Below are 21,010 nucleotides of genomic sequence, written 5' to 3' on the forward strand. Positions count from 1 at the left end.
CCACATGGCACTGACGTCTGAAGCGACCACCATCTGGAAGGGCACGCTGTTCGAGGGGTCCGGCGACGTGTCCCTTGACTCGTCGGGGCTCGCGACCTTCGGGGTGAACTGGGATGCACGGGCGGCGGGCGTGGCCAACACGACGAATCCCGAGGAGCTCCTCGCCGCCTCGCACTCCGCGTGCTTCTGCATGGCGCTCTCGCTCGCGCTCGCGCAGGCCGGCCACCCGGCCGAGAGCATCCAGGCCACCGCGGCCGTGACGTTCGAGGCGGGCCGCGGAGTGCTCGGCAGCCACCTGCTCGTCAGCGCGCGCGTGCCTGGCATCACCGAGGAGGAGTTCGAGCGCTTCGCCGACGACGCCAAGGCGAACTGCCCCATCTCGCAGGCGCTCGCCATCCCGATCACGATCGAAGCCGAGCTCGCCTGACGTGCGGATCCTCATCGCCGGCGCCTCCGGATTCCTCGGAACGGCCCTCAGCGAGCGGCTCACCGCCGAGGGCCACGAGGTCGTGCGGCTGGTGCGGCGCCGTGCCCAGGGCGCGGACGAGGCATCCTGGTCGCCGGCGTCGGGGATCATCGACTTCACCGTCATGGACCGCGTCGACGCGGTCGTCAACCTCTCGGGCGCCTCGCTCGCCCGGCTGCCGTGGACGAAGGGCTACCGCGGCGAGATCGTCGACTCGCGCGTGACCGCGACGCGCACGCTCGCCGACGCGATGCGCAAGGCGCGGCGTCCGCCGGCGGTGTTCCTCAGCGCGTCCGCCGTCGGCTACTACGGCGACCGGCCCGGCGAGCTGTTGACCGAATTCTCGAGTGCGGGCTCGGGCTTCCTCGCCGAGGTCGTGCAGCGCTGGGAGGGCGCAGCATCGCTCGCACCCGACGAGACCCGCACGGTCGTGTTCCGCACGGGCATCGTGGTAGGCCACGGCGGGGCCCTGCAGCGCGTCGGCACGCTCACCCGGTTCGGGCTGTCGAGCCGCCTCGGCACGGGCGGCCAGCACTGGCCCTGGATCTCCCTGCACGACGAGATCGCGGGCATCGCGCACCTGCTCGGCTCGCACGTGTCGGGACCGGTGAACCTCGCCGGCCCGACCCCCGCGACCGCCGACCGGGTGATGACCGCGATGGCCGAGCGGATGCACCGCCCCTACACGCTCGCAGTGCCCGAGCGCATGCTCGAGCTCGCGCTCGGCCGCGCCGCCGACGAACTGCTGCTCTCGAGCCAGAAGGTGCGGCCGCAGCGCCTCATCGACGACGGCTTCCGCTTCGAGCACGTGACCGTCGAGTCGGCGCTCGACGCGATGCTCAGCGCTCCGCGCGCTCGAGCGTGATCGCGCGGCGCACGGCGCTGCGCGCGCGTCGGCGGTCGCCCGCGGCGTCGTAGGCGAGGCCGAGGCGCAGCCAGGCGCGCCAGGAATCGGGTTCGGCCTCCGCCGCCTCGCGGAACGCGGGGAACGCGGCATCCGCACCGGCGCGCTCGGCCCGGCCGCTCGGCGTGGTCGGGATGCCGAGGTCGAGCCCGTCCTCGGCCTCGAGGCGTCGCATGAGCGCTTGCGACTGCACGCCGAACGCGATCTCGCGCCACAGCGCCCACGCCGCGATTACCGGCAGCACGATGAGCGCGATGCCGATGCCCACGGCGACGGGCTCGCCGGTGGCCACGAACTGCACCGCCCGCCAGCCGACGAGCACGAGGTAGATCGCGAGCAGCACCGCCATGAGGATGGCGCCCGCACGCGTGGTCACGGGGCGCCCGGGAGCCCGAGGTCGAGCAGCGCGTCGAGGCCGACGATCACGCCCGTGGCCGACGGCGCACGTCGCAGCGCGAGGAGGATCCCCTGCTCGTAGGCCGTCGACGACACGGTCGAGTGCGCGATCGTGAGCGTCTCGCCGTCGCCGCCGAGCACCACGCGCTGCTCGGCGAGGAGCCCGTTGAGGCGCAGGCTGTGCACGGGCACGCCCGAGACGAGCTGGCCGCGGGCGCGCTGGTCGGCGTGCGGCGCCGACACCGGGCCGATCGCGGCGCGCGCCTCGCCGATGAGCTCGGCGGTGCGCACGGCGGTGCCCGACGGCGAGTCGACCTTGCCGGCGTGATGGGCCTCGACGATCTCGATCGAGTCGAAGAACCGCGCCGCGAGGGCCGCGAAGGCAGTGCCGAGCACGCTGCCGATCGAGAAGTTGGGGATGAACAGCACCGCACCGGCGTCGTCGTGGCCACGCACGAACTGCGCGATCTCGGCAATGCGGTCGTGCGACCAGCCCGAGGTGCCCACGACGATCGGGATGCCGGCGCCCGTGGCGAACTCCACGATGCCGGCGCTCGCGGCCGGGTGCGTGACGTCGAGCGCGACGTCGGCGCCGAGCATCTCGTCGAGCTCCGAGCTCGAATCGAGCGCCGCATGCAGTTCGAGGTCGTCGGATGCCTCGATGAGGTCGATCGCGAGGCGTCCCATCTTGCCCGTGGCTCCGGCCACGGCGACCCGTATCGTCACGTGCTTCACCCTAGCAAGGGCGGTCGGATGCCCCGGCCGGCCCGCCCTAGGCTGGGGCCATGCGGTTCCGAGAGGTCGACGTCACGAGCGCCGAGGCGCTCGCCCTGCTCGATGCATACTTCGCCGAACGCGCGGCCGGATTCCCGGCGGAGCAGGGCGAGTACCGTCCGACGTATCCCACGCCGGAGCAGTTCACGCCGCCGGCAGGCGTGTTCCTCGTCGTCGAGGACGATCGCGGCGAGGTCATCGGCTGCGGCGGCGTGCGTCGCATCCAGCGCCGGCCCGAGACGTACGAGGTGCGCTTCGAGGTGAAGCACCTCTGGCTCTCGCCGAACGCGCGCGGCAAGGGCGCCGGGCGGCAGCTGCTCCACGAGCTCGAGCGTCGCGCCGTCGAGTTCGGGGCGCAGGAGCTCGTGCTCGACACGAACGCGAGCCTCGAGGCTGCGGGCGGGCTCTACCGCTCGAGCGGCTACGTCGAGGTCGAGCCCTACAACGCGAACCCGAACGCGACGCACTGGTACGGCAAGCGCGTCGGCTGAGCAGGCGCGGGCGTGGGCACGCGCGCCCTACAGCGCGTACTGCTCGGGCAGTCCCGTGCGCAGCTCGGGCGGCAGGTGCGCCATGTCGTTGTGCACGAGCAGGCTCCACGGGCGCCCGCTCTTCTGCGTGAGCACCGTGAGCCCGCAGTTCGCCTGGTTGATCGAGAGCCAGCGCCAGTCGGGCGCACCGAGCGCCTCGCGCACGAGCCACGCGATGACGAAGTTGTGCGTGATGAGCAGGTCGTGCCGGTCTTCACGGTGCGACCGCAGGAACTCCGCCGCGGCATCCGCCATCTGCGCACTGCCCGCCTCGATCTGGGCCTCAGTGACCGACCCGAAGAAGCCCTCGTAGACCTTCGGCGTTTCGGGCGCCGGACCCGACGGGATGCAGTCGAAGAGCAGCGCCGACGGCTCGGGCTCGAGGGCGGGCATCTTCGCGGCGATGATCGCCGCGGTCTCGGCGGCGCGCTGCAACGGCGAGTGCCACGCGTGGTCGAACGGAACGCCGCCGAGGCGCTCACCGAGCAGCTCCGCCTGGCGGCGGCCGCGCGGCGAGAGGGGTCCGTCGGGCATGCCGTGCTCCGCATCGAGCTGCTCGCCGTGGCGGACGAGGTAGAGGTGGTGTGGCACGGTCCTGCTTTCCTGTACTGCGTCGCGGTCGTGAACTGCGTCGGTCGGATCCGGCGTCAGGCGACGTCGGTGCCGGCGGCGATCTCGTCGACCGCGCCGTGGAGCGCCGCCTCGTCGGTCGCGCCCACGGCGACCAGGGAGAACGGCCGGGAGACGAGGTCGGCCGCGAGCGCCTGCACGTCGTCGACGGTGACGAGCGAGATGCGGCGGAGGGCCTCGTCGAGGTCGGCGAACTCGCCGAGCGTGAGCTCGGAGCGCCCGAGCCGGGACATGCGGGTGTCGGAGTCCTCGAGCGCGAGCGCCGATGCGCCGGCGAGCTGCCCGGAGGCGCGGCGCAGCTCGTCGTCGGTGACGCCGTGCTCGGCGACGCGCTCGAGCTCGGTGCGCATGAGCCCGGCGACGGTGCCGGCCTTCGAGGGGGCGCACCCCGCGTACATGCCGAACAGGCCCGCGTCGGAGTAGGCCGGCGCGAACGAGTACACCGCGTAGGCGAGCCCGCGGCGCTCCCGCACCTGCTGGAAGAGCCGCGACGACATGCCCGAGCCGAAGATCGCATTGAGCACGCTCATGGTGGAGCGACGCTCGTCGGTCGCGACGATGCCGGGCACCCCGAGCAGCAGGTTGACCTGCTCGATCGGGCGCTCGACGACCGTGAGCGGGGTGCCGGACGCGAGCATCGCGGGCGCCTCGCTGCGTCGGTCGACCGGTGCGGCCTCGACGCCGAGGTCCCAGCCGTGGCGGGTGAGCGCCGCCGTGAGGTCGGTGACGAGCGCGTCGTGGTCGACCGCGCCCGCGACCGTGACCACCAGGTCCTGCGGCCGGTAGTTGGCGCGGTAGTGCTCCCACACGGCGTCGCGGGTGGCGGCGCGGATGGTCACGGGGTTGCCGCCGATCGGGCGGCCGAGCGGATGCTCCCCCAGCACGGCCTCGAAGAACTTCTCGTTCGCGACGTCGGCGGGGTCGTCGCCGGCCATCGAGAGCTCCTCGAGGATGACGCCGCGCTCGTTGTCGAACTCGACCGGGTCGAGCAGCGACGACGTGAACATGTCGGCGAGCACCTCGACGGCCATCGGGAGGTCGCGATCCTGCACCTTGGCGTAGTAGCAGGTGTACTCCTTGGCCGTGAGCGCGTTGTGCTCGCCCCCGACGGCGTCGAACGAGATCGCGATGTCGAGCGCCGTGCGGCTCGTCGTGCCCTTGAACAGCAGGTGCTCGAGGAAGTGCGTCGAGCCGTACGTCGCGGGGTGCGCGGCATCCGCGTGCTGCTCGTCGCGCGAGCCCACCGCGACCCAGAAGCCGACGGTGACGCTGCGACTGCCGGGCACGTGCTCGGAGAGGACCCGCACGCCAGAGGAGAGCACGCTGCGCCGAACCCGCGCGTCGCCTGCTGCCGTGAACGAGAGTTCGGCCTGGCCGAGTGGGAGGTCGACGGCGCCGTTCATCCCGAACAGCCTATGTCACGACGCCGCCGATGGGCAGGCTGAGACGTCTCGGCGCGGCTCACGGGCCCCGCGGGCCGGCCGGCTCAGGCGGATGCGCGGTCGAGCTCGACGAGCTCCGAGCGGTGCAGCTCGACGGATGCCGCGGCGATGAGCGCCTCGACCTGGTCGGGCCGCGTGGCGCTCGCCACCGGCGCGACGACGGTGGGCTTCGCGAGGAGCCACGCCAGCGCGATCGACGCGGGCTGCACGCCGTGCGCGAACGCGATCTCGTCGACGGCGGCCAGCACGCGGTGGCCGCGACGGCCGAGGTGCTTCGCCACGCGGTGGCCACGGGCGTCGTGGCGCACGTCGGCGCGACGGCGCACCCGCCCGCCGAGGAAGCCGTTCGCGAGCGCGAAGTACGGCAGCACCGCGAGGCCCTGCGCGTGCGCGACGAGCTCGGTGGCGCCCTCGAACGGCTTGCGCTCCATCAGGTTGTAGCGCGTCGTCAGGAGCTCGAACCGCGGCAGGCCGTTCGCGGCCAGCACCCGCGCCTCGATGAGGCGCTCGGGCGAGAAGTCGGCCGCGCCGATCGCGAGCACCTTGCCGGCCGTGATGAGCGCGTCGACCTCGCCGAGGCTCTCCTCGAGCGGCACCTCGGGGTCGTCGCCGTGGAAGAACAGCACGTCGATCCGATCGGTGCCGAGGCGCTGGAGCGAGTCGTCGACCGCCGCGCGGATGTCGACCGGCGCGAGCCCCCGGTGGTCGGGGTGGCGTCCGACCTTCGTCATGACGCGCATGCGGTCACGCGTGTTCCGGTCGCGCATCCACGAGCCGAGGATGCACTCGCTGCGACCCGCCGCGTAGCTGTCGGCCGTGTCGACGAGGCCCCCACCGGTGCCGGCGAAGCGGTCGAGCACGTCGAACGCCTCGTTGCGGCCGAGCGTCCACCCGAAGGTGCTGCCTCCGAGCGCAAGCGGATGCGTCGTCATGCCGGTGTCGCCGAGCGGTCGCCGCACCGGGACCATGATCGGCCCCGACATGGTGTTCGTCTCGACCGTCTCGACGCGAAGCACCGGCGTCGTCGTCGACGCGGTGACGCTCGCCGCGTCGTCGATCGCGGTCGTGATGCCGTCCTCGACGAGCGTCGCCCCCGCGACGCTCGCCGTGCGGGCGCGCTGGATGTGCCGTCGTGCCACGCGCTCCTCCTCCCCAGGATTGACTCCGAGGATACGTCCTCGGGGTACTTGTCCCCCGGCGAACCCGCGAAATTCTGCGAACCGTTACCGAATCGTTTGCGCTTCCGGTACGGCGTGTCCCCCGAATGCAGGACACCGGGCGTGATATGTGCCCTCATCGGGGGGCGAATCGCGGGTGAGGCGGTTCAGCGGCCGGCGCGACGCACGACGGCCTCCGCCTGGCGCAGCAGCGGCGCGTCGACCATCGCGCCGCGGAAGGCGAACACGCCCGGCTCGTGAGCGGCCGCCGCGAGCACGGCACGGGCCCACTCCAGGCGCTCTGGGTCGGGCTGGAAGGCGTCGCGCACGACGGCCACCTGGGAGGGGTGGATGCACGCCGTGGCCGAGAAGCCGACCGCCGCGGCATCCGTCGCCTCGGCCCGCAGGCCGTCGAGGTCGCCGATCTCGAGGTGCACGGTGTCGATCGCCGCGACCTCGTGCGCACCCGCCGCGAGCAGCACCTGGGACCTGGCGTGCGTCGCGACCTCGCGGTACCGGCCGTCGGCGTGCCGGCTCGAGGACCCGCCGAGCGACGCGACGAGGTCCTCGGCCCCCCACATCAGCGCGGAGACGTTCGGGAGTGCGGCGACCTCGGCCGCGGCGAGCACGCCGCGGGCGGTCTCGCAGAGCGCGATGACCTCGAAGTCCTCGAGGTCGACGAGGTCGGCGGTGCCCTCGCACTTCGCGAGCATCACGGTGCGGTACTCCGTGGCGGCGACGGCTGCGAGGTCGTCGACGAAGTCGGGGCCGCCGGCCGGGTTCACGCGCACGATGACGCGCCCGGGGTCGAGGCGGGACTCGACGAGCGCGAGGCGCGCGGCGCGCTTGTCGGCATCGGCGACGGCGTCCTCGAGGTCGAGGATCACCGCGTCGGCCCGCTCGGCCGCCTTCGCGTACCGGTCGGGGCGGTCGGCCGGGCAGAACAGCAGCGCCGGGCCGAAGCGGAACGGCGGGTGCGTCATCCGTCGCTCCCGGATGCCGCGGCCCCGCCGCCGCCGGCGAGCCCCTGCTGCTCGCCCGCCTCGCGCGTCCACACGAGCATCGTGCGCGACGCCGTGGCGACCACCACGCCGTCCTGGTTGCGCGCGGTGTGCCCGAGCACGACGATGCCCTCGCCGGGCCGCGACGACGACAGCCGCTTCGACTCGACGACGCTCTCGCCGTAGAGGGTGTCGCCCACGAACACCGGGTTCGGGAACGCGACCGCGCCGAAGCCGAGGTTGGCGACGAGCGTGCCCTGCGTGAGCTGCGCAACGGACTGGCCGACGAGGGTCGACAGCGTGAACAGCGAGTTCACGAGGATGCGGCCGAACGGCTGGCGCGCCGACCAGGCCGCGTCGAGGTGCAGCGGCTGCGGGTTCATGGTGAGCGTGGTGAAGAGCACGTTGTCGGCCTCCGTCACCGTGCGGCCCGGGCGGTGCAGGTAGCGTACGCCCTCCTCGAACTCCTCGAACCAGAGTCCGCGCTGCACGACCTCGCGCATCGGGGCATCCGTCATGACGCTCGTTCCTTCCCGGCGGCCGAGCCGCCCCTATCCGGCCAGCCCGAGCTCGCGGGCGATGACCATGAGCTGCACCTCGTTCGTGCCCTCGCCGATCTCGAGGATCTTCGAGTCACGGTAGTGCCGGGCCACGGTCGTCTCGTTCATGAAGCCCATGCCGCCGAAGATCTGGGTCGCGTCGCGGGCGTTCAGCATGGCGGCGTCGCTCGAGACGAGCTTCGCGATCGCGGCCTCCTTCTTGAACGGGAGGCCGGCATCGGCCCGGCGGGCGGCGTCGTGCCAGGCGAGACGGGCGGTGTGCACGCGGGCCTGCATCCCGGCGATGGTGAACGCGATGTACTGGTGGCTTGCGATGGGCACGCCGAAGACGTTGCGGGTCTTCGCGTAGGCCAGGGCCTCGTCGAGGCATCCCTGGGCCGCGCCCGTTGCGAGCGCGGCGATCGCGATGCGGCCCTCGTCGAGCGCCTGGAGGAAGTTGGCGAAGCCGCGTCCGCGCTCGCCGAGCAGGTTGGCGGCCGGCACGCGGACGTCGTCGAACGTCAGCGGGTGGGTGTCGGACGCGCGCCAGCCGGACTTGTCGTAGCCCGGGCCGACCGTGAAGCCGGGCGTGCCGTTCGGCACGATGATCGTGGAGAGCTCCTTCGAGGTGGAGCCGTCGGGGCGCGTGCGCTCGCCGGTGACCGCCGTGACCGTGACGAACGACGTGATCGGCGTGCCCGAGTTGGTGATGAACTGCTTCGAGCCGTTGATGACCCACTCGTCGCCGTCGAGCACGGCCGTGGTGCGGGTGGCGCCGGCGTCGGATCCGGCCTCGGGCTCGGTGAGGCCGAAGCCGGCGAGGGCGCGGCCCGCGACGAGGTCGGGCAGGAACTGCGCCTTCTGCTCCTCGGTGCCGTGGCGGTAGATCGGCATCGCGCCGAGGCCGACGGCGGCCTCGAGGGTGATCGCGATCGACTGGTCGACGCGGGCGAGCGCCTCGATCGCGAGGCACAGTGCCATGTAGTCGCCGCCCTGGCCCCCGACGTCCTCGGGGAACGGCAGGCCGAAGAGCCCGAGCTCGCCCATCTGCGCGACGACGTCCATCGACAGTTCGTGCGCCCGGTCGGCCTCGTAGGCCTGCGGCGCGACGACGGTGTCGGCGAACTCGCAGACCATGTCGTACAGCTGCTGTTCCTCGTCGGTCAGGTCGTGCATGGTGCTCCTCATTCCTGGTCGGATGCGTTCGCGACGGCGCCCTCGTGAGGGCCGTCGATGGACTGGGGTTCGGATGCCGCGGGGTGCGGCTCGATGCGCGCGACCGCCTGGTCGCGGCTCACGAGATCGCCCACGGCGACGCTCAGGCGCACGGTGCCGTCGACGGCGGCGACGACGCGGTGCTCCATCTTCATCGCCTCGATGGCGACGATGGCGTCGCCCTCCTCGACGCGGTCGCCGTCGGCGGCGAACACCGCGGTGACGGTGCCCGGCATGGGCGAGCGGAGGTCGGGCTCGGCGGCGAGGCCGCCGCGTTCGGTCGCGGCGCGCCGCTGCTCGGCGCGGGTGCGACGGTCGATGCGCACGAAGGCGGACGACTCGCCGTCGCCGTGCACCCAGACCGCCCCGTCGTCGCCGACCCGGACGACCGAGTCGGCCGGGCGTGCGGCCGCACCGTCGGGCTCAGCCACGACCGTGCGGACGTCGTGCGGATGATCGCGGGGGGCGAGCAGCACGTCGACGTGGCGGACGGATCCCGGACGCCAGCCCGCGGCCGACCACCAGGCCGTCGGTCCTCCGTCGGACGACGTGAGCCGGTCGACGACGTCGTCGTTCGCGAATCGGCGCGCGGCCGCATCGACGAGCGACGGCGACACGGCGGCGGCGTCGCCCTCGGGCATCCGATCGATGAGTCCGGTGTCGAGGTCGCCGGCCCGCACGGCGGGATCGGCCAGCAGCCGCCGCAGGAAGGCGATGTTCGTGTCGACGCCGAGCACGACGGTGTCGGCGAGCGCCCGGTCGAGTCGGTCGAGCGCCTCGGCGCGATCGGAGCCGAACGTGATCACCTTGGCGATCATCGGGTCGTAGTGGGCGGTGATCTCGAGGCCCTCGTCGATGCCGGCGTCGACGCGCACGCCGTCGCCGACCGGGGCACGCCAGGCGAGCACCTCACCGGTGGACGGGAGGAAGCCGCGGTGCGGTGTCTCCGCGTAGACGCGGGCCTCGATCGCGTGCCCGTGCAGCTCGATGTCCTGCTGCGTGATCGCGAGCGGCTCGCCGGCGGCGATCCGGAGCTGCTGCTCCACGAGGTCGATCCCGGTGACGAGCTCGGTCACCGGGTGCTCCACCTGGAGCCGCGTGTTCATCTCGATGAAGAAGAACTCGTCGGGCGCGGCATCCGACACCAGGAACTCGACCGTGCCCGCGCCGAGGTAGTCGACGCTGCGGGCTGCGTCGCACGCCGCCTGTCCGATGCGCGAACGCGTCGCGGCGTCGAGCAGCGGCGAGGGCGCCTCCTCGATGACCTTCTGGTGACGACGCTGCAGCGAGCACTCGCGCTCGCCGAGGTGCACGACGGTGCCGTGGGCGTCGGCGAGCACCTGCACCTCGATGTGGCGCGGGCGCTCGATGAGTCGCTCGATGAGCATCGTGTCGTCGCCGAACGCGGCGAGGGCGATGCGGCGGGCCGCGGGCAGCGCGGCGGCGAGCTCGTCGGCGTCACGCGCGACCTGCATGCCCTTGCCGCCGCCGCCCGCCGAGGGCTTCACGAGCAGCGGGAAGCCGACGGTCGCCGAGGCGGCGATGAGGGCGGCGTCGTCGAGCGTGGGGTCGGCGATGCCGGGCACGGTCGGCACGCCGGACGCCTCGACGTGCCGCTTCGCGCGGATCTTGTCGCCCATCACCTCGAGCGCCTCGATGCCGGGTCCGACGAACACCAGCCCGGCATCGCGGCACGCCTCGGCGAACCCGGCGTGCTCGGAGAGGAATCCGTAGCCCGGGTGGATCGCCTCGGCGCCCGTCTCGAGGGCGGCGGCGACGATGCGCTCGGGGTCGAGGTAGCTCTCGGTCGCGAGGGCCGGCCCGATGCGCACGGCCTCGTCGGCGAGTCGCACGTGCGGCGCGTCGGCGTCGGCGTCGGAGTACACGGCGATGGAGCGGATGCCCAGGCGGCGCAGCGTGCGGATGACCCGCACGGCGATCTCGCCGCGGTTGGCGACCAGCACGCGTTCGAACGGGCGGGGTGCGGTGGTGCGCATCGGTTCCGATGCCCGATCGGGTGGGCTCGTGAGCGTGACCATCCGCGCCTCTCTGCGACGTCGTCCGCGCGCCATCCAGTTAGCGCGCACTAACTGGATTCGATGTTAGCGGCCGCTAACTGAAATGACAAGGGTTACCGGCCGACCTTGCCGAACATCCCCGCGATCGGCGCGAGCAGCGAGGGGCGGGCGGCGACCCACGCCGCCGCGATGACCACGAGCGACGCGACGAAGATCCAGAAGCCCAGCCAGCCGTCGGCGTCCTGGGCGGCGTACATGTGGTTGAGGTTGCGCAGCGCTCCGGTGAGGAAGACGAGCGTGACGTGCACCACGATGAAGGCGACGAAGTACAGCATGACCGGGAAGTGCACGGCCCTCGCCCACTCGACGGGATAGATGCGGTTGAGCGTCGCCGCCTGCTTCGGCCACAGCCCCGACATGCGCACCCCGGTCAGCGCCGCGAGCGGCGCTGCGATGAAGATCGTGACGAAGTAGGCGAGCACCTGGAGGCTGTTGTAGTTCACCCAGCCGTTCTCGAGCGGCCAGTTCAACGAGAGGTACTGCAGCAGGGCGGAGATCGCGTTCGGCACGATCTCCCAGCTCGTCGGCACGACGCGCATCCACTGCCCGGTCGCGAACAGCAGCACGACGAAGACCAGGCCGTTCACGAGCCACAGGATGTCGAGCGACTGGTGAAACCACAGGTTCAGGCTGATCCGGCCCTGCCCGCCCTTCGCCCAGCGCGGCGTCCAGTAGGCCGGGGGTCGCTGCTCGGTGCGGACCTGCAATCCCGAGCGGATGATCAGCACGATCAGGAACACGTTGAAGAAGTGCTGCCAGCCGAGCCAGGCCGGCAACCCCACCGGCGCGCCCTCGGGAAGGGGCGTCTCGCCGGGGTAGGTCGCGAGGAAATCCTGCATGAAGTCCAGCCCCATGAACCACCGCGTGAGCTGCACCACGATGGTCGCGGCGCCGATGATCGCGAGGATGCCGACGACGGATGCCCCGACCCATTGCCTGGCGGTCAGCGGGCCGTAGTGCTTCGGAGCCGGCCTGGTGGGAGCGCTCGGTGCCGCGGCAGGCGCGGGCGGCGCGGGCGGCGCGGCCGGCGCGGGCGGTCGGGTGGGCGCCGCGGGCGGCGCGACCGGCGCTGCCGGCTCGGAGGGCCGGGTGGGTGCTGCGGGCACCGTCGGCACGGATGCCGCGGCGGCCGCGGCGACGGGGGCGGGCGCCGCAGGCGACGGCTCGACGGCCCCGGCGGGCGGTGCGGATGCCGCCACGGGCGCGGCAGGCGCGGACTCCGCGATCGGTGCGGATACCTCCGGCACCCTGGTCGGCGTCGGCGTCGCGGGCTCGGCGACCGGCGTCGTGGGCTCAGCGACCGGAGCGGCCGCGAATGCCGGCGGCCACGGGTCTCCCCCGGCGACCCTCGGGAGCCCGCGGCGAAGCGCCGTGCCGGCCGCTGCCGTCGCCGCAGCGGCGGCCGCTGCGAGCTGCGGTGCAGGTGCCGTCTCGGCCGCCGTCGACGCGATCGGGAGCGCGGCGGGCTCGAGAGTGGCCGCCGGCTGCAGCGCGGCCGCGGCATCCGTCACTTCGACGTTCGCAGCGCTGGGTGCCTCGCCGACCTCCGGCCACGGCCGGCCGCCCCGGACGCGCGGGAGTCCGCTTCGGAGCCGGTGACCAGATGCCGCGGCGGCGGGCACGACGGCGGCGACCACCGGCGTCGACGCGACCGGTGCTGTCGCCACCGTTGCGGCGGGAGTCGCCGTCGCCGACGCGTCCGGTGCCTCAGCGACCGCCTCCACTGGGACCGCAGAGACCGCGGGCGCTTCGCTCGATGCGGCCAGGACGTCGGCGGGCGCGTCGCCGGCGGGCGGCCAGGGCTCACCGCCGCGCCGGCGCGGCAGTCCCCTGCGCAGGCTCCGCACGTTCGCGGCCACGGGTCACCGTTTCCGTTCGGCGAGTGCGCTGATCAGCTGCGGGACCACGGTGAAGACGTCGCCGACGACGCCGAAGTCGGCGACCTCGAAGATCGGCGCGTCGGGGTCCTTGTTCACGGCGACGATGTTCTTGGCCGTCTGCATGCCGGCGCGGTGCTGGATGGCGCCCGAGATGCCGAGGGCGACGTACAGCTGCGGCGAGACCGAGACGCCGGTCTGCCCGACCTGGTGGTTCGCCGGGATGTAACCGGCGTCGACCGCCGCGCGCGACGCGCCGATGGCGGCGCCGAGGGCGTCGGCGAGCTCCTCGACGAGCGCGAACTTCTCGGCCGAGCCGAGGCCGCGACCGCCTGAGACGACCCGCTTCGCCCCCCGCAGCTCGGGTCGGCTCGACGTCTCGGTCACGGCCTCGATCGACTCGATGGCTGCGGATGCCGCGCCAGAGGCCGTCACCTCGAGCGTCTCGAGGGCGACGGGGCGGGCTTCGGCGCGGGCATCGATGGCGCCCTGGCGCACGGTCACGACGAACGGTCCGAACGTCGCCGCGGAGTCGACGTTGAACGCGCCCCCGTAGACGGAGTGGTGGGCGACGACGCCCTCGTCGTCGCGCGAGACGCCGATCGCGTCCACGGCGATCGGCGCGCCGGTGCGGGCGGCGAACCGGCCGGCGATGTCGCGGCCGTCGGTCGAGTTCGAGACGAGCACCACACCGGGCGCGACGGTCGCCGCCGCGGCGGCGAGCGCGTCGACGTGCGGGATCGTGAGCTCGGACTGCGTCGAGGCCGTCTCGACGGCGAGCACGCGGTCGGCCCCGAGCGCGGCGGCCTGCTCGGCGAGCGACTGCGCCTGGCCGGGTGCGGTGACGGCGAGCGCGACGGGCGTGCCGATCTGCGCGGCGGCCGCGAGGAGGCCGGCCGCGCTCGTCGCGAGCTCGCCGGTCGACGTCGCCTCGAGCACGACGAGGATCGAGTCTGCGGGATAGTCGGTCATGATCGTCCTCTCAGACCAGCCGGTTCTCGATCAGGAACTCCGCGATCCTCGTGCCGCCCTCGCCGTCATCGGTGATCTTGACCCCGGCCGCGCGCGGCGGCTTCTCGGCGATGGCGGTCATGATGGACACGGGGACGGAGAGGTCCTCGGGTTCGATGCCCAGGTCGGCGGCGCTCAGCGTCTCGAACGGCTTCTTCTTCGCGGCCATGATGCCCTTGAAGTTCGGGAAGCGGGCGTCGGGGAGCGCCTCGGTGATCGAGATCACGGCCGGCATGGGCGCGTTCACGCGCATGGTGCCGCCCTCGACGCTGCGCGTTCCCGACACCGAGCCCTCGGAGATCTCGACCGAGGAGAGGGCGGTCGCGTTCGGCACCTCGAGCAGTTCGGCGAGCATGGCGGGGATCACGCCGCCGCTGCCGTCGGTCGAGAGGTTGCCGGTGATGACGAGGTCGAAGCCGGTGCGTCGGATCGCGGCGGCGAGGGTGCGCGCGGTGAGGCCGAGGTCCGCGGCGGCAAGGCCGGGGTCGGCGATGTGCACGGCCGATGCGGCTCCCATCGCGAGGCCCTTGCGGATCGTCGTCGCGGCGCCCTCGGGCGCCATCGACATGGCGACCACCTCGACGTCGTCGTGCGCGTCGGCGTGGGCCAGTGCCACCTCGAGGGCGCGCTCGCTGATCTCGTCGAGCACCGCCTCGCTCGCGGCGCGATCGGCGAGCCCCGTCTCGAGGTCGAGCTTGCGCTCCCCGTAGGTGTCGGGGACCTCCTTCACGAGGACGACGATCTTCATCGGGCCCGGGTCCCCGGCGTGCTCAGCATGGCCATCGGCGCCTCTCTGCGACGTTGCTTCGCGCGCTCGCGGTGAGCGCGCACGAATCGAAACTAGGTTAGTGATCGCTAACTGAAATGGCAAGCAGCGCGCCGCCGCGCACGTGCGCCGCCGCGGTCAGCGAGCGCCGGACGCCGCGACCGCGTCGACCAGGCGCTCGATGCCGAAGTCGAACGCGCGGTCGACGTCGCCGCCGAGCCGGAAGGCGCCGGCGAGCTCCATGCTCACGAACCCGTTGGCCCAGGCCGTGAACGTTCGAGCGGCGTCGAGCGCGTGCTCATCGCCCGCCAGTTCCGCCGAGACCGCGAGGACCGACGCGCTCGACCGCGCCAGCGAGTCGGGATCGAGGCGCAGTTCGGCGCCCGGCGCGAAGATCAGCCGGAACGCCACCGGGCGGCGCCGGGCGAATGCGCGGACCGCACGTGCCATCGCCCGCAGCCGCTCGCGCGGATCGCCGTCGCGAACGTCGGGCGCGGCATCGATCGAGTCGCCGAGCTCGCGCAGCGTGGCGTCGGCCACCAGCGTGATGAGCGCGTCGCGGTTGCTCACGCGCTTGTAGAGCGACGGCGCGCGCACGCCCACGCGAGTGGCGACCGCCTGCATCGTGAGGCCGTCGAGGCCGTCGCGCTCGAGGAGCTCGCGCCCGGCCTCGACGATCTCGGCGAGCGACGTGCGATCGGGTGTCGGCATGTGGTCCTCCCGGTTCATCGTTCTCCAGTGTCGGCTATTGACCGTAGCCATCATAGCTATGTAACATAGCTATCGTCCACCCCAGCCACCCAGATCGAGGAATCAGGATGCAACTCCGACCCAACCTCCACCGCGTCGGCAACGACATCGTCGCCGTCTACCTCGTCGACACGCCCGAGGGCGTCACCGTCATCGACGCAGGCCTCGCCGGGCAGTGGTCAGACTTCACCGCCGAGCTCGCCGCGATGGGCCGCTCGGTCGACGACGTGCGCGGCGTCGTGCTGACGCACGGCGACAGCGACCACATCGGCTTCGCCGAGCGCCTCCGCCGCGACCACGGCGTGCCGGTCTTCGTGCACGAAGCGGATGCTGCGCGCGCCCGCGGCGAGGTCTCGACCAAGCCCGAATGGGGCCACCTGAAGCTCGGCGCCACTACGAAGTTCCTCTGGTACGCGATGCGCAAGAACGGTCTGCGCACCACCCCGGTCGCCGAGGTCGTCACCGTGCGCGACGGCGACGTGCTCGACCTCCCGGGCTCGCCGCGGGTCATCGGGCTGCCCGGCCACTCCCCCGGGAGCATCGCCATCCACGTGCCCGCGGTCGATGCAGTGTTCGTCGGCGACGCGCTCACCACGCGCCATGTGCTCACGGGCGCGCACGGCCCCCAGCCGGCACCGTTCACCGACGACCCGGCCGGCGCGATCTCATCGCTCCAGCGGCTCACGGGCCTCGAGGCGACGTGGGTGCTGCCCGGCCACGGCACGCCGTGGAACGACGGAGTCGACGAGGCCGTGCGGCGCGTCACCGAGGCGGCGGGCCACCCGGCGGCCTGATCAAAGCCGCGCAACGGGCCGCGCCTCACCTGCTGCGCAGCCGGGTCGCGTCACATCCGGAACAGGCCGAACGCGGGCTCGGGCAGCGGGGTGCGGCTCGCGAGCTCCAACGCCAGGCCGAGCACGGTGCGGGTGTCGGCGGGGTCGATGATCCCGTCGTCCCACAGCCGGGCCGTCGAGTGGTACGGGCTCCCCTGGTGCTCGTACTGCTCGCGGATGGGCGCCTTGAACGCCTGCTCCGCGTCATCCGACCACGCTTCGCCTCGCACCGCGAGCTGGTCGCGCTTGACGGTCGAGAGCACGGATGCCGCCTGCTCGCCGCCCATCACCGAGATGCGGGCGTTCGGCCACATCCACAGGAACCGCGGCGAGTACGCCCGGCCGCACATGGAGTAGTTGCCGGCGCCGAAGGAGCCGCCGATGACGACCGTGAGCTTCGGGACGCGGGTCGTGGCGACCGCGGTGACCATCTTCGCGCCGTGCTTCGCGATGCCGCCCGCCTCCGCGTCGCGGCCGACCATGAAGCCCGAGATGTTCTGCAGGAACACGAGCGGGATGCCCCGCTGGTCGCACAGCTCGATGAAGTGCGCGCCCTTCATGGCCGACTCGCTGAACAGCACGCCGTTGTTCGCGATGATGCCGACCGGGTGGCCGTCGATGTGCGCGAAGCCCGTGACGAGCGTGTCGCCGTACTCGGGCTTGAACTCGTTGAACTCGCTCGCGTCGACCAGCCGCGCGATGACCTCGTGCACGTCGTAGGGCTGCTGCACGTCGACGGGCACGGCGGCGAGGAGGTCGCCCGGGTCGACGGCGGGCGGACGCGACTCCCGCACCGCCCAGGCACGTTCGGCCGGCTGCGGGAGGGTCGCAACCATGTCGCGCACGAGCTCGAGCGCGTGCTCGTCGTCGTCGGCCAGGTGGTCGGTCACGCCCGAGATGCGCGAGTGCAGGTCGCCGCCGCCGAGCTCCTCGGGCGTGACGACCTCGCCGATCGCCGCCTTCACGAGGGGCGGGCCGCCGAGGAAGATGGTGCCCTGGTTGCGCACGATCACGGTCTCGTCGCTCATCGCGGGCACGTACGCGCCGCCCGCGGTGCACGAGCCGAGCACCGCGGCGAGCTGCGGGATGCGCATCGACGAGAGCTGCGCCTGGTTGTAGAAGATCCGGCCGAAGTGGTCGCGGTCGGGGAAGACCTCGTCCTGCATGGGCAGGAACGCGCCGCCCGAGTCGACGAGGTAGACGCAGGGCAGGCGGTGCTCGCGGGCGACCTCCTGCGCGCGCAGGTGCTTCTTGACGGTCATCGGGTAGTACGTTCCGCCCTTCACCGTCGCGTCGTTGCAGACGACCACGACCGGCCTGCCCTGCACGAGCCCCACGCCCGTGATGATGCCGGCGCCCGGCGAGTCGCCGTCGTACAGCCCGTCGGCGGCGAGCGGAGAGAGCTCGAGGAACGGGCTGCCCTCGTCGAGCAGCCGGTCGACGCGGTCGCGGGGCAGCAGCTTGCCACGAGAGACGTGCCGTTCCCGGGATGCCTCGGGCCCGCCGCGCGCGGCCGTGGCGAGCTTCTCGCGCAGCTCCTGCACGAGTTCCGCATGGCCGGCGGCGTTGCGCCGCGCCGCGTCGCTCGAGGAGTCGATGCCCGTCGTGAGGGTCGTCATGGCCTGCCCGTCTTCGTCGACGGCGTGCCCCCTTGTGCCGGGCACGCCATTTCGGTTAGTGTTCACTAACTCGATTCCCGATGTTAGCGAGCACTCACCGACATGGCAAGCACCCTCGACGACGCGGCGGTCCCCCTCGCGGACCCACAGGCCGACGCCCCGGCGACCGGCCTGCCGCGCACCGAGCGCGGGCGGCTCAAGGCCGATCGCCGCGCGGCGATCCTGAGCTCGGCCGCGACGCTGTTCGCCGAGCGCGGCTATGCGGGCGTCACGATCGAAGACCTGGGCGCCGCCGTCGGCGTGTCGGGTCCTGCCGTCTACCGGCACTTCCCGGGCAAGGCCGCCGTGCTCGCGGCGATCCTCGAGGGTGCGAGCCGATCGCTCCTCGAGGGCGCAGAGGGCGTGCTCCGCGACGCGCCGGATCCGGCCGCAGCCCTCCGCTCGCTCATCCGCTTCCACGTCGACTTCGCCCTCGGCGAGGCCGACGTCATCGTCGTGCAGGACCGCGAGCTCGAGCAGCTCGACGGTGGCGCGCGGCACGAGGTGCGCTCGCTCCAGCGGCGCTACGTCGAGCACTGGGTGGACACCCTCTCCCGACTCCGGCCCGATCGGGCCGAGACGGAGCTCAGGTTCCGGGCACACGCCGCCTTCGGACTCCTGAACTCCACTCCGCACAGCGCCCGCATCCCTGGGCGCAGACCCGCCGACGGCACCATCCGCGGCATCCTGGAGGAGATGACATGGGCGAGCCTCATGTCGTGACCCTGCGCGCGACCCGCGACGGGGATCTCGATGCACTGTTCACCTTCGAGCAGGACGAGGCGGCCGTGCAGATGGCCGCCTTCACGCCGCCCGACCCGACCGACCGCGCGACGTTCGACGCCCACTGGCGTCGACTCCTCGCCGACCCCTCGGTCGACGCGCGCACGGTGCGCGCCGACGGCGCCGTCGTGGGCAGCGTCGCCCGCTGGTACGACGAGGGCACGGCCGAGATGACCTATTGGATCGACCCGGCGCACTGGGGCGAGGGCATCGGCAGCCGCGCAGTGCGGCTCTTCCTCGACGCCGTACACGACCGCCCGGTGCGCGTGCGCGTCGCCGCCGACAATGCGCGCTCGATCGCGATCGTCGAGAAGCTGGGCTTCGTGCAGGTCGCCACCGAGCTGAGCTTCGCGAACGCGCGCGGCATCGAGGTCGAGGAGCGGATCTACCGCCTCGACTGAGCGGTGATCGGCGACGTCAGCTCGGCGTCGCGCCGAGCTCGTCGGCGATCGCCCGGATGCGCAGCGCGAGCGCCACGTCGCGCTGGGTGACCCCGCCCACGTCGTGGGACGTCAGTGCGAACTCGACGTGGCCCCAGGCGAGCCGCACGTCGGGGTGGTGGTTCAGCTCTTCGGCGACGTCGGCCACCGCGTCCACGAACTGCACCGCGCTGCGGAAGTCCGCCGTGGTGAAGGCGCCCACGAGGTGGCTCTGCGAGTTGCGGAACCCCGAGCCCGCGAGGGTCGCGTCAGTCTCGGCCGGCGAGAGGATGCTGCGTGCGTCCATACGCCCATCCTCCCGCCGATCGCGACGTCACGCTATGGTCAGCGCCAGCCCCGGCTCGCGGAGGATCGCGCCGATGTCGGCGAGGAACCGCGACCCCTGTTCGCCGTCGACCAGGCGGTGGTCGAACGAGAGGCTCAGGGTCATGAGCTCGCGCAGCGCGATCTCGCCGCGGTGCTCCCACGGCTGGCGGCGCACGGCGCCCATGGCGAGGATGGCCGCCTCGCCCGGGTTCAGGATCGGCGTGCCCGCGTCGATGCCGAAGACGCCGATGTTCGTGATCGAGATCGTGCCGCCCGAGAGGTCGGCCGGCGGCGTGCGCCCGGCGCGAGCGGTCTCGGCGAGCGCGGAGATCGCGTCGGCGAGCTCGATGAGCGTCATCCGCTCGGCGCCCTTGATGTTCGGCACCACGAGCCCGCGACCGGTCGCCGCAGCGATGCCGAGGTTGACGCCGCCGTACTGCACGATCTCCTGCGCGCCCTCGTCCCACCGCGAGTTCACCTCGGGCGCGCGGCGCGCGGCGATGCAGACGGCCTTCGCGACCACGGTGAGCGGCGTCACCTTGTGACCGGCGAACGCGCGGTCGTCGCGGATGCCGCGCAGGAGCTCCATGGTCGCGGTCACGTCGACCGTGAGGAACTCCGTCACGTGCGGGGCCGTGAACGCGCTCTGCACCATGGCCGCGGCGGTGTGCTTGCGCACGCCCTTGATCGGGATGCGCGTCTCGGCGGGTCGTTCCGCACCGGCGGCGACCGGGGCTGCCGGAGCGCCGCCCGAGACGTCCGCGGAGGGGACGGTCGCCTCGGCGGTCGCGGGTGCGCCGGATGCCACGGCCTCGACATCGGCGCGCGTGATGAGGCCGCGCTCCCCCGTGCCGGTCAGGGTCGCGAGGTCGATGCCGAGGTCGCGCGCAAGCTTGCGCACGGGCGGGGTCGAGCGCGGACGCTCGGGCGCACCCGTCGAGAGGTCGGTCGACGGCGGCGTCGCCGACGCCCCGGCGCCACCGGCGGGCGGTGCGTCGAGGTCGGTCGCCGCCCCGTTCTCGGGGACGGACGGCACGAGGTCGGCCGCGAGCGCGCTGCGTCGGGCGCGGCGCTTCGGCCCGCCCTCGTCGCGGGCGCCGTAGCCCACCAGGTTCGGACCGGGTGCTGCGTCGGCCTCGGGCGCCGGCGCGGGCTCGGCGGTCGCCTGGGCGTCAGTCGCGGCATCCGTGGGACCGCCCTCGCCGGCGCCCTCGCCCGTGTCGCACGAGAACAGCGGCTCGCCGACGTTCACGGTCTCGCCCTCGGCCGCGTGCAGCGCCGTGATGACGCCCGAGTACGGCGACGGCAGCTCGACGACGGCCTTCGCCGTCTCGACGTCGGCGATGATCTGGTTGAGCTCGACACGGTCGCCGACCGCGACGCGCCAGGCCACGATCTCGGACTCGGTGAGGCCCTCGCCGAGGTCGGGAAGCGGGAACTCCCTGATCATTCCG

Annotated in this window: 22 protein-coding genes; 6 read left to right on the forward strand and 16 right to left on the reverse strand. The window is 72.9% G+C overall.

Translation table 11 applies throughout. From position 1 onward, the window contains the following. The first annotated feature begins 4 nt into the window (after nucleotides 1–4). The gene (locus tag ACWEOH_RS00355) at nucleotides 5–427 is read left to right on the forward strand and encodes an OsmC family peroxiredoxin (protein ID WP_148731689.1); all 423 of its coding nucleotides are present in this window, start codon (nucleotides 5–7) and stop codon (nucleotides 425–427) included. A gap of 1 nt (nucleotide 428) precedes the next feature. Continuing rightward, complete coding sequence (locus ACWEOH_RS00360; protein WP_452027245.1) at nucleotides 429–1,331, forward strand: TIGR01777 family oxidoreductase; 903 nt, start codon at nucleotides 429–431, stop codon at nucleotides 1,329–1,331. Here the strand turns inward: ACWEOH_RS00360 and ACWEOH_RS00365 are convergent. Then, complete coding sequence (locus ACWEOH_RS00365) at nucleotides 1,306–1,746, reverse strand: hypothetical protein (RefSeq protein ID WP_452027247.1); 441 nt, start codon at nucleotides 1,744–1,746, stop codon at nucleotides 1,306–1,308. The two genes, ACWEOH_RS00360 and ACWEOH_RS00365, sit on opposite strands and share 26 nt — an antisense overlap. Further along, on the reverse strand, nucleotides 1,743–2,492 hold the full coding sequence (gene dapB, locus ACWEOH_RS00370; RefSeq protein ID WP_452027249.1) for a 4-hydroxy-tetrahydrodipicolinate reductase: 750 nt from the start codon (nucleotides 2,490–2,492) through the stop codon (nucleotides 1,743–1,745). The genes ACWEOH_RS00365 and dapB overlap by 4 nt, the downstream gene beginning before the upstream one ends. 59 nt (nucleotides 2,493–2,551) lie before the next feature. Between dapB and ACWEOH_RS00375 the strand changes: the two genes are divergently transcribed. Continuing rightward, nucleotides 2,552–3,031, forward strand: a complete 480-nt coding sequence (locus ACWEOH_RS00375) for a GNAT family N-acetyltransferase (RefSeq protein ID WP_452027251.1) — start codon at nucleotides 2,552–2,554, stop codon at nucleotides 3,029–3,031. A 27-nt stretch (nucleotides 3,032–3,058) separates the two neighbouring features. Here ACWEOH_RS00375 and ACWEOH_RS00380 read toward each other — a convergent pair whose 3' ends face one another. From ACWEOH_RS00380 to ACWEOH_RS00430, 11 genes are all read right to left on the reverse strand, one after another. After that, a complete protein-coding gene (locus ACWEOH_RS00380; RefSeq protein ID WP_452027253.1) occupies nucleotides 3,059–3,661 on the reverse strand; it encodes a histidine phosphatase family protein in 603 nt (200 codons plus the stop codon). A 56-nt stretch (nucleotides 3,662–3,717) separates the two neighbouring features. Then, nucleotides 3,718–5,103: a M16 family metallopeptidase gene (locus tag ACWEOH_RS00385; RefSeq protein WP_452027255.1), complete on the reverse strand. Its 1,386-nt coding sequence runs from the start codon at nucleotides 5,101–5,103 to the stop codon at nucleotides 3,718–3,720. A gap of 83 nt (nucleotides 5,104–5,186) precedes the next feature. Continuing rightward, complete coding sequence (locus tag ACWEOH_RS00390) at nucleotides 5,187–6,281, reverse strand: aldo/keto reductase (RefSeq protein WP_452027257.1); 1,095 nt, start codon at nucleotides 6,279–6,281, stop codon at nucleotides 5,187–5,189. 185 nt (nucleotides 6,282–6,466) lie between these two features. After that, complete coding sequence (locus ACWEOH_RS00395) at nucleotides 6,467–7,282, reverse strand: HpcH/HpaI aldolase/citrate lyase family protein (RefSeq protein WP_452027259.1); 816 nt, start codon at nucleotides 7,280–7,282, stop codon at nucleotides 6,467–6,469. Then, the gene (locus ACWEOH_RS00400) at nucleotides 7,279–7,818 is read right to left on the reverse strand and encodes a MaoC family dehydratase (RefSeq protein WP_452027260.1); all 540 of its coding nucleotides are present in this window, start codon (nucleotides 7,816–7,818) and stop codon (nucleotides 7,279–7,281) included. Before ACWEOH_RS00400 ends, ACWEOH_RS00395 begins: the two co-directional genes overlap by 4 nt. A gap of 33 nt (nucleotides 7,819–7,851) precedes the next feature. Then, on the reverse strand, nucleotides 7,852–9,015 hold the full coding sequence (locus ACWEOH_RS00405; protein WP_452027262.1) for an acyl-CoA dehydrogenase family protein: 1,164 nt from the start codon (nucleotides 9,013–9,015) through the stop codon (nucleotides 7,852–7,854). Nucleotides 9,016–9,023: 8 nt separating this feature from the next. Further along, nucleotides 9,024–11,051, reverse strand: a complete 2,028-nt coding sequence (locus ACWEOH_RS00410; RefSeq protein WP_452027264.1) for an acetyl/propionyl/methylcrotonyl-CoA carboxylase subunit alpha — start codon at nucleotides 11,049–11,051, stop codon at nucleotides 9,024–9,026. A gap of 134 nt (nucleotides 11,052–11,185) precedes the next feature. Further along, nucleotides 11,186–12,799: a cytochrome b/b6 domain-containing protein gene (locus tag ACWEOH_RS00415; protein ID WP_452027266.1), complete on the reverse strand. Its 1,614-nt coding sequence runs from the start codon at nucleotides 12,797–12,799 to the stop codon at nucleotides 11,186–11,188. Between the two features lie 195 nt (nucleotides 12,800–12,994). After that, the gene (locus tag ACWEOH_RS00420; protein ID WP_452027267.1) at nucleotides 12,995–13,981 is read right to left on the reverse strand and encodes an electron transfer flavoprotein subunit alpha/FixB family protein; all 987 of its coding nucleotides are present in this window, start codon (nucleotides 13,979–13,981) and stop codon (nucleotides 12,995–12,997) included. Nucleotides 13,982–13,991: 10 nt separating this feature from the next. Continuing rightward, nucleotides 13,992–14,768: an electron transfer flavoprotein subunit beta/FixA family protein gene (locus ACWEOH_RS00425; protein ID WP_452027269.1), complete on the reverse strand. Its 777-nt coding sequence runs from the start codon at nucleotides 14,766–14,768 to the stop codon at nucleotides 13,992–13,994. 156 nt (nucleotides 14,769–14,924) lie between these two features. Beyond that, a complete protein-coding gene (locus tag ACWEOH_RS00430; RefSeq protein ID WP_452027271.1) occupies nucleotides 14,925–15,497 on the reverse strand; it encodes a TetR/AcrR family transcriptional regulator in 573 nt (190 codons plus the stop codon). Between the two features lie 107 nt (nucleotides 15,498–15,604). Between ACWEOH_RS00430 and ACWEOH_RS00435 the strand changes: the two genes are divergently transcribed. Next, on the forward strand, nucleotides 15,605–16,330 hold the full coding sequence (locus tag ACWEOH_RS00435) for an MBL fold metallo-hydrolase (protein WP_452027273.1): 726 nt from the start codon (nucleotides 15,605–15,607) through the stop codon (nucleotides 16,328–16,330). Nucleotides 16,331–16,380: 50 nt separating this feature from the next. Here ACWEOH_RS00435 and ACWEOH_RS00440 read toward each other — a convergent pair whose 3' ends face one another. Next, nucleotides 16,381–17,988, reverse strand: coding sequence for a carboxyl transferase domain-containing protein (locus tag ACWEOH_RS00440; RefSeq protein WP_452027275.1), 1,608 nt, complete (start codon nucleotides 17,986–17,988; stop codon nucleotides 16,381–16,383). 102 nt (nucleotides 17,989–18,090) lie between these two features. Here ACWEOH_RS00440 and ACWEOH_RS00445 point away from each other — a divergent pair, with 102 nt between their 5' ends. Together ACWEOH_RS00445 and ACWEOH_RS00450 are read left to right on the forward strand one after the other, a co-directional pair. Further along, nucleotides 18,091–18,750 (forward strand): TetR/AcrR family transcriptional regulator, encoded by a 660-nt coding sequence (locus tag ACWEOH_RS00445; protein ID WP_452027277.1) that lies wholly within the window; start codon nucleotides 18,091–18,093, stop codon nucleotides 18,748–18,750. Continuing rightward, nucleotides 18,729–19,211, forward strand: a complete 483-nt coding sequence (locus ACWEOH_RS00450) for a GNAT family N-acetyltransferase (protein ID WP_452027279.1) — start codon at nucleotides 18,729–18,731, stop codon at nucleotides 19,209–19,211. Before ACWEOH_RS00445 ends, ACWEOH_RS00450 begins: the two co-directional genes overlap by 22 nt. 16 nt (nucleotides 19,212–19,227) lie before the next feature. Here ACWEOH_RS00450 and ACWEOH_RS00455 read toward each other — a convergent pair whose 3' ends face one another. Beyond that, entirely contained in the window at nucleotides 19,228–19,536 is a 309-nt protein-coding gene (locus ACWEOH_RS00455) for a 4a-hydroxytetrahydrobiopterin dehydratase (protein ID WP_452027281.1), read from the reverse strand. Between the two features lie 27 nt (nucleotides 19,537–19,563). Next, on the reverse strand, nucleotides 19,564–21,006 hold the full coding sequence (locus ACWEOH_RS00460; protein ID WP_452031797.1) for a dihydrolipoamide acetyltransferase family protein: 1,443 nt from the start codon (nucleotides 21,004–21,006) through the stop codon (nucleotides 19,564–19,566). Nucleotides 21,007–21,010 lie beyond the last annotated feature (4 nt).

The organism is Agromyces sp. NPDC004153 (assembly GCF_053603635.1).